The following is a 14,579-nucleotide window of genomic DNA, read 5'->3' on the forward strand; positions in this document are numbered from 1 at the left end:
GAGCCGCCGCGACCGCTCGGTGGTGCATGTGCAGGCCCGCTGCGACCGTTTTCCGCACGCGCAGCCGCTCATGCACGGGCACGTGCGGAATGTGATGTTCGGCTCGATTCACGGGTGTGTCGGCAATTTTTTCGACAAGGTGTCATATCAAACTTGACACCGGATCCCATGTTGATGACATCATGTCATGAAATACCCGAAGCGGAAGGCGGACAGCTCGGATGAGCGCGACGGCCCAGGCCCCCACATCCCCACCCGCCGAGGTCCCGTTCTCCGAACGGCTCAAGGCGGCCACGTGGGGCGACCACGAGGCGGCGGAGTACCACGGCTTCACCCGGGCGCTCATGGAGGGCACCCTCCCCCTCGACGGCTACACCGCGATGGTCGCCCAGCACTACTTCGCCTACGTCGCCCTGGAGAACCTGGGTCGGGCCCTGATCGACGACCCCGTCGCGGGCCGCTTCCACCAGCCCGAACTCCTGCGCGTGCCCGCGCTCGTCCGCGACCTGGAACACCTCCTGGGGCCCGACTTCCGGGACCGGATCTCCCCCAGCTCCGCCACGCGCACCTACGTGGCGCGCATCGAGCAGATGGCCGACCACCCCGAGGGTTTCGTCGCCCACCACTACACGCGCTACATGGGCGACGTGTCCGGGGGCCAGTTCATCCGCCAGGTGGCCGCCAGGACCTACGACCTCACGCACGAGGGCCTGTCCTTCTACGTCTTCGACGAGCTCGGGAGCCTGCCGCGGTTCCGCTCCGGCTACCGCGCACGGCTCGACTCCCTGGACCTGACCCCGGCCGCGGCCGACCGGCTCGTCCGGGAGACCCGACTGGCCTACCAGCTCAACACCGAGGTCCTCGCCGACCTCGGACGCCACCACGCCCCCGACGCCCAAGGCGGCTGACTCCGTGCTCCGGTACGGTGACCCGGAGTCGCCGACCGGTGCCGCCCGGTCGGTCGGCGTGACACCATAGGAGGATGCCCAAGATCACGGCACCGACCATCGCCGCGCACCGTGCCCGCACACGGGAGCGCATCATGGCGGCCGTCGACGAGCTGATCCGGTCACAGGGGATCGACCGCGTCTCCATGACCCACGTGGCCAACGCCGCGGGCATCACCCGCACGGCCCTGTACAACTACTTCCCCGACAAGGCGACGCTGCTCCTGGCCTTCACCGAGGAGGTCAGCAGCGCGTTCGTCGACCAGTACAGGCGCGAACTCCCCTCGGGCGTGTCCGCCGCGCGCAGGGTCTCCGCGTTCGTCCGTCTCCAGCTCGAAGGCATCGTCGCCCATCCGCACCCGCCCGCCGCCGAACTCGGGGCCAGCCTCGGCCCCGACGCCTACCAGGCGCTCGCCGCGCACGTCGCGCCCATGCAACGCCTGCTCACCGAGATCCTGGAGGAGGGTACGGCCGCCGGGGAGTTCGACCCGCTGCCCGCCGAGGCGACCGCCCGGCTCACCCTGTCCATGGTGGGCTCCCAGCGCATCCCGCTCGTGAGCGGGGAGATCGACCTCGACGAGACCCACGCGCTGGTGACGCGGTTCGTCCTCCGCGCTCTGGGGGTGGCGGCCGAAACCGTCGACACCGTCCTGCCGAAATCCACCCGGACCGTGACCCACGGCGCGAGCGCGTGAACAGGGTGCGATAAGGGCGGGCCCGTAACCCGCGCGGTGGGCCCGTCCCGGGCGGACGGAGTCGCGGTGCGTCGGCGGCGTCGGTGAGAATCGGGCTGCCCGCCCCTCCCGGGCAGCCGACCACCCGACCGAGTCGTGAGGCCCTCACCGACGTGTCCCTCGTCCTGCTGCTGTTCGGCGCCGCGCTGGTGTCGCTCGCCCTGTTCAACAAGGTGCCCCGCTACGTTCCGGCGGGCCGCCTCCCGACCGCGCGCCGGGGCGCCGCGGCCCGCTCCGGGTCCGCCGCCCCGCGCGGCGGCACGGCCGCCCGCCCGAGGGCGGGCGCCGGCTCCGTCGGCACGCGCGCACGCGTCGAGCTGACCTCCGCGCGGCTCACCGAGCAGGGGCGCGCCCTGTGCACGACGGTCGGCGGGAGCGCGCTGATCGTGGCCTTCTTCCTCACCCTCTCCGGCCTCTGAGGCCGCCGGACTCGCCCGCCATGCGCACCAGCAGACCGCCGACCGCCGTGGCGGCCACCGTTCCCGTCACCGCGGCCACCGCGGCCATCCGCGCGCGCAGACGGGTGTCGCGGTGGGCGGCCAGCTCCGCCCCGGCACGCGATCGGTCGTCGAACGCGCCGCCGCACAGGTCGGGGTCCAGCTCCACCCTCCGCCAGCACGACGGCCAGGGACGGAGCGGCCCGAGGCCGCCGGGGCCCCCGCCCGTGCGCGGTTTCCACCGCACGGAGGTGGCCGCGACCCGCGCGCCGGAGACCGGGAGGGTCCTCGGCTCGGGGCCGTCGTAGCGCAGTTCGCCGGGGGCGTTGGCCAGCAGCTCGGCGAGCAGCTTGGCGCAGGCCCGGGCGTCGCCGAGCGCGGTGTGCTGCCCGGTCGGCCAGTCCCCGCTGAGCGCGTGGGAGGCGCGGGCGAGGGAGTAGCGGCGCAGGTCGAGCTGGGAGCGCAGGGCGCGCAGCGTGCACAGGCCTGACTGGCCCCGGGGCAGCCCGGCGGGGACCAGCTCGGAGGCCAGAAAGCGCTGCTCGAAGTCCAGGTTGTGACTGACCACGACCGCGCCGGAGACGAGTTCGGTCAGCTTGGGCACCAGCTGGGCGGAGGTGGGGGCGCCGACGGTGTCGCTCTCGCCGATGCCGTGGAACTCGCGTCCGCCGACCTCGGTGCGCGGGTCCACCAGTGTGTTGAACTCCTCGACCACCGTGCCGTCGCCGCGCAGGCGCACCACGGCGACCTCGACGACGCGGGCGCCCGTGCCCGGATCCAGCCCGGTCGTCTCCGTGTCGAGCACCGCGTACTCCAGGTCCGCCGCCCGCGGGCCGACCCGCCTCCGGGTCAGCGAGCCCAACCGCAGCGTTCCCATCGCGTGCTCCACTCCCTCGTCACCGCCGGTCCACCGGTGTCCGGCCCGGTCCGTACCCGAACCGACCTTACTCCCCGTGCGCGACACCGAACCGCCGCGTGCGCGGCCTCCCGCCGACCGTGCGCGCACGGTGCGGGTCCTCCACGCGGGTGATCGGAGGCCGGGGTGGCTGATCCCACCCCAGCAACGGAAGAAAGGTGCATTATGTAACGTTCTTAGTCGTGTCCACAGAAACATGGACACTCCCCGCGCACCCAACCTCAACGGCGAGGAGAGCCCGCATGCCCGACACCCCGCAGCCGACGCTGAGCCCGCACCCGGAGTACGTGCCCCTCGCGGAGGTCACCCGCTCCGGCATGCGGGAGAGCGTCCACTACGGCGCGGTGGTCGCCCTGTCCCCGACCGGACGGATCGCCCTCGCGCGCGGCCCCGTCCACCAGCCCATGTTCCCCCGCTCGGCCGCCAAGCCCTTCCAGGCGCTGGCCATGCTGCGCGCGGGCGCCCCGCTGGAGGGCAGCTCCCTCGCCATCGCCGCCGGCAGCCACGGCGGCGAGGACATGCACGCCGCCGAGGCCGAGCGGATCCTCGCCAAGGCCGGACTCACACCCGACGCCCTGCGGTGCCCCGAGGACATCCCCGGCGGGCGGGCGGCGCGCCGCGCGTTCCTGCGCGCGGGCCGCGCACCCGAGCGCCTGCTCATGAACTGCTCGGGCAAGCACGCGGGCATGCTCTCCGCCTGCGTCCAGCGGGGCTGGAGCACCGACGACTACCTCGACCCCGAGCACCCCCTCCAGGTCCTGGTCCGCGAGACCGTCGAGGAGCTGACCGGCGAACGCGTCGCGCACACCGCCGTCGACGGCTGCGGGGCGCCCCAGCTCGCCGTCTCCCTGGTCGGGCTCGCCCGGGGACTGTGGCGCATGCGCACCGCCCCCGACGGCAGCCCCGAACGCGCCGTCACCGACGCCATGAGCGCCCACCCCGAGTACGTGTCGGGCACCGACCGGATCGACACCGAGCTCATGACCCGCGTCCCGGGGATGGTGGCCAAGATCGGCGCGGACGGGGTGCACCTCATCGGCGCGCCCACCGGCGAGACCGTCGCGGTCAAGATCAGCGACGGCGACGCCGAGGAGCGGGCGCGTACCCTGGTCGCACTCGACGCCCTGCGCACCATCGGTGCGGACGTCTCCCCCGTCCACGACCGGCTGCGCGTCGAGATCCACGGCGGCGGCGCGCCCGTCGGGGAGGTCCGCGCGCTGTAGCTCGGTCCGCTGACCCCGGCGGACACGACCCGACCCGACATCGGAAGGGCACCACAGTGCCGGACACCCTCAGCGACATCGTCATCGTCGGCGCCGGAATGGCGGGGCTGCACACGGCGGAGTCCCTGCGCGAGCAGGGGTTCGACGGGCGGATCACGCTGGTCGGCGAGGAACCGTACCGCCCCTACTCGCGGCCTCCGCTGTCCAAGGAGGTCCTCACCGGGGTCGGCATGGACCCGTCGAACGGCGCTCCCGGCTGGCTCGTGGGCCACCGCGCCCTGCGACTGCGCGACGACGCCGCGGTGGACGCCCTGGACCTGGACTTCCGCCCGAACACCCGCGCCGTCGGGCTCGACACCCGGGCGCGCGAGGTCGGCGTGAGGGGTCCCGCGGGCTCGGGGACGGTGCGCTACGACGGCCTCGTCATCGCGAGCGGCGCCCGGGCGCGGCGGCCCGACACGACGCTCGCGGGCGTGCACGTGCTGCGCACCCTGGACGACGCCGAGGCCGTGCGCGCCGCCTTCGACTCCGGCGGCCGCCTCGTGGTCGTCGGAGCGGGCTTCGTCGGCGCCGAGGTGGCGGCCAGCGCCCGCGCGGTGGGCATGGAGGTGACGCTGGTGGAGGCGGCGCCGACGCCGCTGACACGGGTGATCGACCCCAGGATCGGGCGGGTCCTGACCGAGCTGCACCGGGAGAACGGCGTCGACGTGCGCCTCGGGGCGGGGGTGACCGGGTTCGAGGGCGCCGGCCGCGTGGAGCGCGTCCGACTGGCCGACGGGTCCGCGATCGAGGCGTCCCTCGTGGTGGCCGGGCTGGGCGTGAGCCTGAACACCGAGTGGCTGCGCGGATCCGGTGTGGAACTGCTCCCCGACGGCTCCGTGGCCTGCGACGCGTTCTCCGAGACGTCCGTGCCCCACGTGTACGCCGTCGGCGACCTGGCGAACTGGCCGCACCCGCGCTACGGCGGTCGGATCCGGCTGGAGCACTGGACGAACGCCAGCCAGCAGGGGGAGGCGGCGGCCCGCAACCTCCTCGCGGGCTCGGGACGGACGCCCTTCACCCCGGTCCCCTATTTCTGGTCGGACCAATACAAGATGAAGATCCAGCTGCTGGGACAGGCCGCACCCGCCGATGAGGTCGCGTTCGTGCACGGGTCTCCGGAGGACCGGAAGTTCGTGGCCTTCCTGGGCCGCGACGGGATGCTCACCGGGGTGCTGGGGTTGCGGTCAACGCCGCGGACCATGCGCTACCGGGGTCTGCTGGAGGAGCCCACGACATGGGACGAGGCGCTGACCGCCGCGGAAGCTACTCCTTCACGGTGATGGCCTGCTTGGGGCACAGGCGCGCTGCCTCACGCACCTTCCCGTGCAGGTCGGCGGAGGGTTCCTCGGTCAGGACGTTGAGGAAGTCGTCGTCGCGGACCTCGAAGACCTCGGGGGCCGCCCCCATGCACAGGGCGTTGCTCTCGCACCGGTCGAAATCGACCTCGACTCGCATGGCTGTCCCTTCGTCGCGCGGATCACGGGTGCCTCGACTCTAGGACGTCCGGACTCCAGGGCGTCCGGGTTCCGGGAGGTGCGCGTCCCGGAACCCGGACCGTCGCTAGCGCGCGAAGCGGTCGGTGGCCTCGATGAGCCGGTCGAGGATCCCGGGCTCGTTGAACGCGTGCCCGGCGTCGTCGACGACGTGGAACTCCGCCTCCGGCCAGGCCTTGTGCAGGTCGTAGGCAGTGTGGACGGGCGTGCACACGTCGTAGCGCCCCTGCACGATCACACCCGGGATGTCGCGGATCTTCTCGGCCCCGTCGATGAGCTGGTTCGGGGTCAGGAAGCCGCGGTGGGTGAAGAAGTGGTTCTCGATCCGCGCGAACGCCAGCGCGTAGTCCTCGTCGGAGTGCTGGGCGCGGATCTCGTCGTTGGGCAGCAGGGTCACCGTCGACCCCTCCCACACGCTCCACGCGCGGGCCGCCGCCAGGCGCACGGCGCGGTCGGGGTCGCCCAGCCGCCGGGCGTAGGCGGCGATGAGGTCGTCGCGCTCCTCGGCCGGGATCGGCGCGAGGTAGGACTCCCACAGGTCCGGGAAGAGCATCGAGGCGCCCTGCTGGTAGAACCAGCGCAGCTCCTCGTCGCGCAGGGTGAAGACGCCCCGCAGGATGAGTTCGGTGACCCGCTCCGGGTGGCGCTGCGCGTAGGCCAGCGCCAGGCAGCTGCCCCAGGAGCCGCCGAACACCTGCCACCGCGACACACCGATCATCTCGCGCAGCCGCTCGATGTCCTCGACCAGCGTCCACGTCGTGTTCGTGGACAGGTCGGAGTCCATCCGGCTGGCGTGCGGCGTGGAGCGTCCGCAGTTGCGCTGGTCGAACAGCAGGATGCGGTACCGCTCGGGGTCGAAGAGCCGACGGTGGGTCGGGGTACAGCCGCCACCGGGCCCACCGTGCAGGAACACCACGGGCTTGCCCGCGGGGTTGCCGCACAGCTCCCAGTAGACGCGGTGTCCGTCGCCGACGTCGAGCATCCCCGAGTCGTACGGCTCGATGGGCGGGTACAGGGTGCGCAAAGCGGATGGCCTTTCCAGTCGCGGACCGCCGGGCGGTCGCCCGGCGGGGGGAACGGACCCGGAGCGCGGAACGATCGTCCCGGTCACAGGCGTCCGAGGAGCTCGGCCTTCTTGGCGCTGAACTCCTCGTCGGTGAGCAGCCCCTCGGTGTGGAGCCTGCCCAGCTCACGAATGGTGGCGAAGATCGTCTCCGCGTCCTGCTCGGCCGACGCGGCCGGCCCCGCGCCGGGCAGCGCCGCCGGCGCGTCCCGTTCGGCGGTCGGGGCGAGGTGGGCGTTGATCGTCGCCGCCATGAGCAGGCTCTCCTCACTGCCCTTGGAGCCGTGGGAGGCGAGGGTGAAGAAGTCGTGTTCGGGGTCGGTGGCCTCCGAGACGCTCACGCCGCGCAGTTCGATCCGCAGCAGGCCCTCGGTCAGGTCGACCGGCGGGAACCACCGGGCCTCGGCGATCTCGGTGAGCCGGAACTCCCGCGCCTTCTCCTTCTCCTTGGCCGAACCGGCCATCAGGCCGTCCCACTGGAGACGGACGCGGGTGCCGTCGAAGGTGGCCGTGCCCTCGGCGGTGCGGGCCTGGAAGGGAGGCCGGGCGACCAGCGACCGGGCCACCTCGCGCGGGTCGACGGAACCGTCGGCGATCTCCCGGGCCAGGCCGGCCGCGGAGGTGAGCTTGTCCGCGACGTACTCGGCGACCAGCTCCCTGTCGTGCGGGCCGGTGAGCAGCAGCGGTGTCGTCGCGTCCCGGCCGTGCACGCCCAGCTCCGTGTACGGGTCCGCACCGTCGACCAGCCGGATCCGCAGCCGCCACCCGCGCTTGCGGTCGCCGCGGTCGAACTCGACCTCGCGCACCGCCGCCAGCGGAACCGCGCACTCGCCCAGGTGCTTGAGCAGGGTGGGGACCTTGCGCCCCGAGCCGAACCCGATCCGGACCGTCTCTTCGTCGATTCGCCAGGTTCCGTGATGTCCGCGCAGTTCCTCCATGCGCCCCATGGTAGGGCTCGCGGGCCGGAGGCGTCGCCCGCGCGCATCCCGGGTAGGACCTGCTGCGCACAGCCGTATCCACCGCCCCACGCGGGCCAAGAACCCGGACGGTCCGGCCCGGCCGCCGTCCCCGACCCGGAGGTCGCCGAGGATGTCCAAAGAGACGGCCGCGGAGGGCGCGGCGGAGTTCCGGGCCGCGCGGGACCTGCTGCTCCGGCTCCGTGAGGACCAGCCCAGGGCGCACCGGGAGTTCGCCTGGCCCCGGCCCGAGCGGTTCAACTGGGCGTTGGACCACTTCGACGCGCTGGCGGAGTCCATCCCCGACCGGACGGCGCTGTGGATCGTGGAGGAGGACGGGAGCGAGGCCAAGTACACCTACCGCCGCCTGTCCGAGCGCTCCAACCAGGTGGCCAACTGGCTGATCGGCCAGGGGGTGCACGCGGGCGACCGGATCATGCTCATGCTCGGCAACCAGGTCGAGCTGTGGGAGACCACCCTCGCGGCGATCAAGCTCGGCGCGGTGGTCAGCCCGGCCTCGCCCATGCTGACCGAGAGCGACCTGGTCGACCGGCTGGAACGGGGCGAGGTCGCGCACGTGGTGTGCGACCCCACCGAGACGGAGAAGTTCGCGAGCCTGCGCGGCCACTGGACGCGGATCTGCGTCGGGTACATGGACGGCTGGCTCAGCTACCCCGACTCCGAGCACGCGGCCCTGGACTTCGCGCCCCCGCACATGCCCGCCGCCGACGACCCGCTCCTGCTCTACTTCACCTCCGGCACGACCTCCCGGCCCAAGCTGGTCTCCCACTCCCAGCGCTCCTACCCGGTCGGCCACCTGTCGACCATGTACTGGTTGGGCGTCCAACCGGCCGACATCCACCTGAACATCTCCTCCCCCGGGTGGGGCAAGCACGCCTACAGCAGCGTGTTCGCCCCGTGGAACGCGGAGGCGACCGTCCTGGTGGTCAACCAGGCCAGGTTCGACGCCGAACACCTGCTGGACCAGGTCGTGCGCTGCGGGGTGACCACCATGTGCGCGCCGCCGACGGTGTGGCGGATGCTCATCCAGACCGACCTGCGCTCCTGGCGCGTGTCGCTGCGCGAGGCGGTGGCCGCGGGAGAGCCGCTCAACCCGGAGGTGGTGGACCGGGTGCGCGACGCCTGGGGGATCACCGTCCGTGACGGCTTCGGCCAGACCGAGACCACCATGCTCGTCGGCAACGCGCCCGGCCAGACCGTCGTGCCGGGGTCGATGGGCCGCCCGCTGCCCGGGTACGACATCGTGCTCGCCGACCCGACCACGGACGAGCCCGCCGAGACCGGGGAGATCTGCGTGGACCTGTCCGGAGACCCGGTGGGGGTGATGACGGGGTACGCCGACGGCGCGGACCTGACCCGCGAGGTCACCCGGCGCGGTCTGTACCACACCGGCGACATCGCCACCCGGGATTCACGCGACCACATCACCTATATCGGCCGGATCGACGACGTGTTCAAGGCGTCGGATTACCGCATCTCACCATTTGAACTCGAAAGCGTGCTCGTCGAGCACGAATTCGTGGCCGAGGCGGCGGTGGTTCCCTCGCCCGATCCGCTGCGGCTGGCGGTCGCCAAGGCCTACGTCGCCCTGGCCGAGGGCGTGCCGCCGGACGCGGACACCGCCCGCACCATCCTCGCCTACGCCCGCGAGCGCCTCTCGCCCTACAAGAGGGTGCGCCGCCTGGAGTTCACCGAGCTTCCGAAGACCGTCTCGGGTAAGATCCGACGTGTACAGCTACGCCGGGCCGAGGCCGAACGCGGCACGGTCACCGGTGGCGAGCGCAACCCGCGCGAGTTCTGGGAAGAGGACCTTCCGGGGCTGAAGGACTGATCTCCGGCGCCCCGGGACGGAATGGATCCCGGAATGGTCGTCCCACATGGCGAGACGATTCTTTCGGCGTCACGGCCGTTGTGGCGTTTCCCATCCCGCGACCCGCGCCACAACCCCACGCGACCGCGTCCGACCGACCCGGACCGCGCTACTGTCAGTCGCGGCGACAGCCAGCACCGACCGAGGGACCGAGGGGATCACGATGCCGAGCACCAACGACACACGGGTGGCGAGTTACCAGCCGCTCATCGCCCCTCAGGACCTGCTCAGGGAACTTCCCCTGGGCCATGACCGCAACACCCTGGTGGAGCAGTCGCGCGCCGAGGTCAAGCGCGTGCTCGACGGGGACGACGACCGCCTGCTCGTCGTCGTCGGCCCCTGCTCGGTCCACGACCCCGAGTCCGCGATGGACTACGCGCGGCGCCTGCTCGGCCTCATCCCGTCCCTGCGCGACGACCTGTGCGTCGTCATGCGCGTGTACTTCGAGAAGCCGCGCACCACCGTGGGCTGGAAGGGTCTGATCAACGACCCCCACCTGAACGACACCTACGACGTCCACCACGGCCTGCGCATCGCCCGCCAGCTGCTCCTGGACATCAACTCCCTGGGGCTGCCCGCGGGCACCGAGTTCCTCGACCCGATCACGCCCCAGTACATCGCCGACGCCGTGACCTGGGGCGCCATCGGCGCCCGCACCACGGAGAGCCAGGTGCACCGCCAGCTGGGCAGCGGCCTGAGCACCCCGGTCGGCTTCAAGAACGGCACCGACGGCGACGTCCAGGTCGCCGTGGACGCCGTCGGCGCGGCCGCCGCCTCGCACACGTTCTTCGGCGTCGACCCGACCGGCGCCGGGTCCGTCGTGGTCACCGAAGGCAACCCCGACTGCCACGTCATCCTGCGCGGCGGCCGGGTCGGCCCGAACTTCGACGCCGAGTCGGTCGACGCCGCGCTCGACGTCATCGGCGAGGCGGGGCTGCCGCGCCGCCTGATGATCGACGCCAGCCACGCCAACAGCGGCAAGGACCACACCCGCCAGCCCGGCGTGGCGTCCGCCATCGCCGAGCAGATCGCCGAGGGCCAGACGGGCATCATCGGCGTCATGCTGGAGAGCTTCATCGTGGGGGGCGCCCAGAAGCTCAGCGACCCGGCCGCGCTCACCTACGGCCAGTCGATCACCGACAAGTGCATGGGCTGGGAGACCACCGAGGACGTGCTGACCCAGCTGGCCGAGTCCGTGCGCCAGCGCCGCAAGAGCGTGGCCTGAGCCCGAAGCTTCCGCCCACCGCGAGAACACCGCGTGGGGCCCGGCAGCGCGCCGGGCCCCACGCCGAGCGCGGCGAACGGGAGCCGGGTGGACCGCCGCCCGCCGGCGGCTCAGCGGGCGGCCTCCGGCGGCAGCACACCCAGTTCGACCAGCAGCTCCCGGCCGATCCGCTCGCACGACTCCAACTGCGACCCGTCCTCGACGTACACCCGCAGGGCGAAGGTGTGCACGTCCTCCCCGTGCTCGACCCAGCCGACCCACCAGCCCGGCGAGGGCTCCACGGTCGCGCCCCACCCGGTCTCGGCGAACAGGGCGTGGTCCCCGATCCGGTCGACCCGCGCGATCTCGCGCACGGCGCCCAGATGCCGGTCCTCCACCGGCAGCTCCGCGCGGGCGAGACTGGCCAGGAACGCGGTCTGCTCCATCGGGGAGACCTCCAGCGGACCCTCCGACCAGAACCGGTCCACCCGCTCCTCGTCGCCGATCGCGCGGTTGCCGTAGTCGAACCGGTCCACCCACGCCGCCATCCGGTCGTGGCCGACCCGGCGCGCGATCTCCCGGTACACCGGCGCGTTGGACGCGGGCAGGGCCTCGCGCATGCTCATGCCCCGCTCCCGCCCGGGGACCGGCTGGGGCCCACCGCCGTGGGGCACCACCTCGTCGACGTCGGCGACCGCACCCGTCTGGAGCGCGATCACCGAGCTGACCAGCGTGAACGTGGACGCGGGCACGGTACGCCGACGGGCCTGTCCAGGGGCGACGACGGTCGCCGAGCGCTCACCGGTGTCGAAGAGGACGAAGGTGCCCTCCACACCCGCCTCCTCGAAGACCGCCTCCAGGTCCTCGCGCTCCTCCGAGGGGACGTCACCGCCGACCCGGTCGACGAGGCGCGCGTCGCCCCGGACGTGGTCGGCCACCTCCGGCGCGGTGCCCGTGCACGCGGCCCCCACGAGCACGGCCAGCACCACGCCCGCGACGGCCCACAACGTCGCCCCGCGGCCAGGCGCCGCCGGTCGTCTCCCCCGCCCGTCACCGGTGACCACTCGTGCCCCCTCCGCACGTCGCCCCGTCCGTCGCATCCACGCTAACGGTTCGTCACCGTCCGTACGGCGTTTTCCACAGGCGCGGCGGACGGGAGGTCCACCACCCTTGGGAGCCGACGATCGCCGCTGCTAGTCTGATGGTGTTGCTGACCCCGTACGGGAGAGTGCCCGCGTAGCCAATGTGGGCCGCCGAAGGAGCAATCCCTCCCCGATGACAACCTCTCAGGCACAGTGGACCGTACGGGCGAGACCACTCTGGAAAGCAGGGACCGCCGTCCCTCGCCGAAGGTGCAAACCACGCCGAGCGCGCGGTGAAGCTCTCAGGCACAGATGACAGAGGGGGAGGATGGCAACGCCACGCACGACAGACGCCCATCCTCTCGGGAGTGCCCATGTCAGAGCCCGCGTCCGCGCCACGCGCGACAGCGCTGCGCGAGATTCACGAACAGTCCGGGGCCACCCTGGTCGACTTCGCCGGATGGCTCATGCCCCTGCGCTACGGCAGTGAGACCGCCGAGCACACGGCGGTCCGCGAGGCCGCCGGGCTCTTCGACCTCTCCCACATGGGTGAGATCCGCCTGTCCGGGCCGCAGGCCGCCGAGGCCCTCGACCACGCCCTGGTCGGTCACCTGTCCAAGGTGAAGGTCGGCCGCGCCCGCTACACCATGATCACCGCCGCCGACGGCGGTGTCCTGGACGACCTCATCGTCTACCGCCTCCGCGAGGAGGAGTACCTCGTCGTGGCCAACGCGGCGAACGTGTCCGTGGTCGCCGACGCCCTCACCGAACGGGCCCGGGGCTTCGACGTCGAGGTCGCCGACGAGTCCGCCGAGTACGCGCTCATCGCCGTCCAGGGCCCGCGCGCGGTGGACATCCTGGCTCCGCTGACCGACGCCAAGCTCGACGAGATCCGCTACTACGCGGGCTACGAGCACACCGTGGCCGGGGAGCCCGTGCTGCTCGCCCGCACCGGGTACACCGGCGAGGACGGCTTCGAGATCTTCGTCCGCCCCGCCGAGCGCGCCCCGCACGTGTGGAAGGCCCTCATGGAGGCGGGCGCCGAGCACGGTCTGGTCCCCGCCGGACTCTCCGCGCGCGACACCCTGCGCATGGAGGCCGGGATGCCGTTGTACGGGCAGGAGCTCACCGCCGACCTCACCCCCTTCGACGCCGGGCTCGGCCGCGTGGTCAAGCTCGACAAGCCGGGTGACTTCGTCGGCCGCGCCGCCCTGGAGGAGGCCGCGCGCACCGCCCGCGAACGCCGCCTCATCGGCCTCGTCGGCCGCGGTCGCCGCCCGCTGCGCAGGGGCCAGGAGGTCCTGCGCGACGGCGCCGTCGTCGGCACCCTCACCAGCGGCGCGCCCTCGCCCACCCTGGGCCGCCCCATCGCCATGGCCTACGTGGACGGCGACCTCGACACCACGACCGGCGCGTTCACCGTGGACGTGCGCGGACGCGGCGAGGACGTCGACGTGGTCGAGCTGCCGTTCTACCAGCGGCGGTCGTGACAGCGGGCCCCAACACCACGGGGCCCACTCGCCCCACGGCCGGATCCCCGATCCGGGGACCGGCACGGACGGGGCGTGACCAGGCGTAGGCCGGGCCGGGGCGCCGTACCGGCGCACGGCAGGATGCACGAATATCTCCAAGGAGAGTCGAAGTGAGCGTTCCCACGGAGCTGGGTTACACCGACAAACACGAGTGGGTCCGGATCGAGGACGGTGTCGCGACCGTCGGGATCACGGCGTACGCCGTGGAGTCGCTGGGCGACATCGTGTTCGTCGAGCCCCCCGCGGTCGGCACCGAGGTGACCGCCGGGGAGACGTGCGGCGAGGTGGAGTCCACCAAGGCCGTCAGTGACGTCTACTCGCCGGTGAGCGGTGAGGTCGTCGAGGTCAACGAGGCGTTGGAGGACGAGCCGGAGTCGGTCAGCTCCGACCCCTACGACGCGTGGCTGTTCCGGGCACGGGTCTCCGAGGAACCCTCCGACCTGCTCTCCGCCGAGGAGTACAAGGCTCTGACCAAGGAAGAGGAGTAGCCCACCGATGGCGACCGACAAGACCCTGCTCAACCAGAGCCTCAGTGAGCTCGACCCGGAGGTGGCGGCCGCGGTCGACGCCGAACTGGGGCGCCAGCGCGACACCCTGGAGATGATCGCCTCGGAGAACTTCGCTCCGCAGGCGGTCCTGGAGGCCCAGGGCACCGTCCTGACCAACAAGTACGCGGAGGGCTACCCCGGCCGCCGCTACTACGGCGGCTGCGAGCACGTCGACGTCGTCGAGCAGCTGGCGATCGACCGCGCCAAGGAGCTGTTCGGGGCCGAGCACGCCAACGTGCAGCCGCACTCGGGCGCCCAGGCCAACACCGCCGTGTACTTCGCGCTGCTCAAGCCCGGTGACACGATCCTGGGCCTGGACCTGGCGCACGGCGGGCACCTCACCCACGGCATGCGGATCAACTACTCGGGCAAGATCCTCAACGCCGTGGCCTACCACGTGCGCGACTCCGACGGCGCCGTCGACTACGACGAGGTCGCGGCGCTGGCCAAGGAGCACCAGCCCAAGATGATCGTGGCGGGCTGGTCGGCCTACCCGCGCCAGCTGGACTTC

At 72.4% G+C, this 14,579-nt stretch carries 14 protein-coding genes, 1 pseudogene and 1 riboswitch; of the genes and pseudogenes, 10 read left to right on the forward strand and 5 right to left on the reverse strand.

The window, feature by feature from the left end; all coding sequences use genetic code 11:
* Positions 1-221 precede the first annotated feature (221 nt).
* The 3 genes from AB0I72_RS20920 (at position 222) to AB0I72_RS20930 (ending at position 2,100) form a co-directional block, all read left to right on the forward strand.
* Positions 222-908 (forward strand): biliverdin-producing heme oxygenase, encoded by a 687-nt coding sequence (locus tag AB0I72_RS20920; RefSeq protein WP_358571184.1) that lies wholly within the window; start codon positions 222-224, stop codon positions 906-908.
* Positions 909-982: 74 nt separating this feature from the next.
* Positions 983-1,642 carry a TetR/AcrR family transcriptional regulator gene (locus AB0I72_RS20925; protein WP_358571187.1) on the forward strand — a complete coding sequence of 220 codons (660 nt, stop codon included), beginning with the start codon at positions 983-985 and terminating at the stop codon, positions 1,640-1,642.
* A gap of 152 nt (positions 1,643-1,794) precedes the next feature.
* Positions 1,795-2,100: a hypothetical protein gene (locus AB0I72_RS20930; protein WP_358571246.1), complete on the forward strand. Its 306-nt coding sequence runs from the start codon at positions 1,795-1,797 to the stop codon at positions 2,098-2,100.
* Here the strand turns inward: AB0I72_RS20930 and AB0I72_RS20935 are convergent.
* On the reverse strand, positions 2,081-2,995 hold the full coding sequence (locus AB0I72_RS20935; protein ID WP_358571190.1) for a 3'-5' exonuclease: 915 nt from the start codon (positions 2,993-2,995) through the stop codon (positions 2,081-2,083). The genes AB0I72_RS20930 and AB0I72_RS20935 overlap by 20 nt on opposite strands.
* Positions 2,996-3,276: 281 nt before the next feature.
* On the opposite strand from AB0I72_RS20935, the gene AB0I72_RS20940 reads away from it, so the two are divergent.
* Positions 3,277-4,257: an asparaginase gene (locus AB0I72_RS20940; RefSeq protein ID WP_358571193.1), complete on the forward strand. Its 981-nt coding sequence runs from the start codon at positions 3,277-3,279 to the stop codon at positions 4,255-4,257.
* A 56-nt stretch (positions 4,258-4,313) separates the two neighbouring features.
* The gene (locus AB0I72_RS20945) at positions 4,314-5,579 is read left to right on the forward strand and encodes an FAD-dependent oxidoreductase (protein WP_358571196.1); all 1,266 of its coding nucleotides are present in this window, start codon (positions 4,314-4,316) and stop codon (positions 5,577-5,579) included.
* On the opposite strand, the gene AB0I72_RS20950 is transcribed toward AB0I72_RS20945, so the two are convergent.
* From AB0I72_RS20950 to AB0I72_RS20960, 3 genes are all read right to left on the reverse strand, one after another.
* Positions 5,563-5,754, reverse strand: coding sequence for a ferredoxin (locus AB0I72_RS20950; RefSeq protein ID WP_358571199.1), 192 nt, complete (start codon positions 5,752-5,754; stop codon positions 5,563-5,565). The genes AB0I72_RS20945 and AB0I72_RS20950 overlap by 17 nt on opposite strands.
* Before the next feature lie 105 nt (positions 5,755-5,859).
* Entirely contained in the window at positions 5,860-6,816 is a 957-nt protein-coding gene (gene pip / locus AB0I72_RS20955; RefSeq protein WP_358571202.1) for a prolyl aminopeptidase, read from the reverse strand.
* Between the two features lie 83 nt (positions 6,817-6,899).
* Positions 6,900-7,793: a DUF4429 domain-containing protein gene (locus tag AB0I72_RS20960; RefSeq protein ID WP_358571205.1), complete on the reverse strand. Its 894-nt coding sequence runs from the start codon at positions 7,791-7,793 to the stop codon at positions 6,900-6,902.
* Positions 7,794-7,944: 151 nt separating this feature from the next.
* Here AB0I72_RS20960 and AB0I72_RS20965 point away from each other — a divergent pair, with 151 nt between their 5' ends.
* Both AB0I72_RS20965 and AB0I72_RS20970 read left to right on the forward strand, forming a co-directional pair.
* Positions 7,945-9,663, forward strand: coding sequence for an AMP-binding protein (locus AB0I72_RS20965; protein ID WP_358571208.1), 1,719 nt, complete (start codon positions 7,945-7,947; stop codon positions 9,661-9,663).
* Positions 9,664-9,865: 202 nt separating this feature from the next.
* Positions 9,866-10,927, forward strand: coding sequence for a 3-deoxy-7-phosphoheptulonate synthase (locus AB0I72_RS20970; RefSeq protein WP_358571211.1), 1,062 nt, complete (start codon positions 9,866-9,868; stop codon positions 10,925-10,927).
* 110 nt (positions 10,928-11,037) lie between these two features.
* Here the strand turns inward: AB0I72_RS20970 and AB0I72_RS20975 are convergent, their stop codons facing one another.
* Positions 11,038-11,913, reverse strand: coding sequence for a penicillin-binding transpeptidase domain-containing protein (locus tag AB0I72_RS20975; protein WP_358571214.1), 876 nt, complete (start codon positions 11,911-11,913; stop codon positions 11,038-11,040).
* A gap of 204 nt (positions 11,914-12,117) precedes the next feature.
* Positions 12,118-12,219, forward strand: a riboswitch (glycine riboswitch).
* 143 nt (positions 12,220-12,362) lie between these two features.
* On the opposite strand from AB0I72_RS20975, the gene gcvT reads away from it, so the two are divergent.
* The 3 genes and pseudogenes from gcvT to AB0I72_RS20990 all read left to right on the forward strand — a co-directional run.
* Positions 12,363-13,478 (forward strand): glycine cleavage system aminomethyltransferase GcvT, encoded by a 1,116-nt coding sequence (gene gcvT / locus AB0I72_RS20980; protein ID WP_358571217.1) that lies wholly within the window; start codon positions 12,363-12,365, stop codon positions 13,476-13,478.
* Between the two features lie 152 nt (positions 13,479-13,630).
* Positions 13,631-14,008, forward strand: coding sequence for a glycine cleavage system protein GcvH (gene gcvH, locus AB0I72_RS20985; protein ID WP_358571220.1), 378 nt, complete (start codon positions 13,631-13,633; stop codon positions 14,006-14,008).
* A gap of 7 nt (positions 14,009-14,015) precedes the next feature.
* Positions 14,016-14,579, forward strand: a pseudogene (locus tag AB0I72_RS20990) (serine hydroxymethyltransferase); the annotation flags it as partial.

The organism is Nocardiopsis sp. NPDC049922, assembly GCF_040660275.1.
In the GTDB taxonomy this organism is placed as follows: Bacteria; Actinomycetota; Actinomycetes; order Streptosporangiales; family Streptosporangiaceae; genus Nocardiopsis.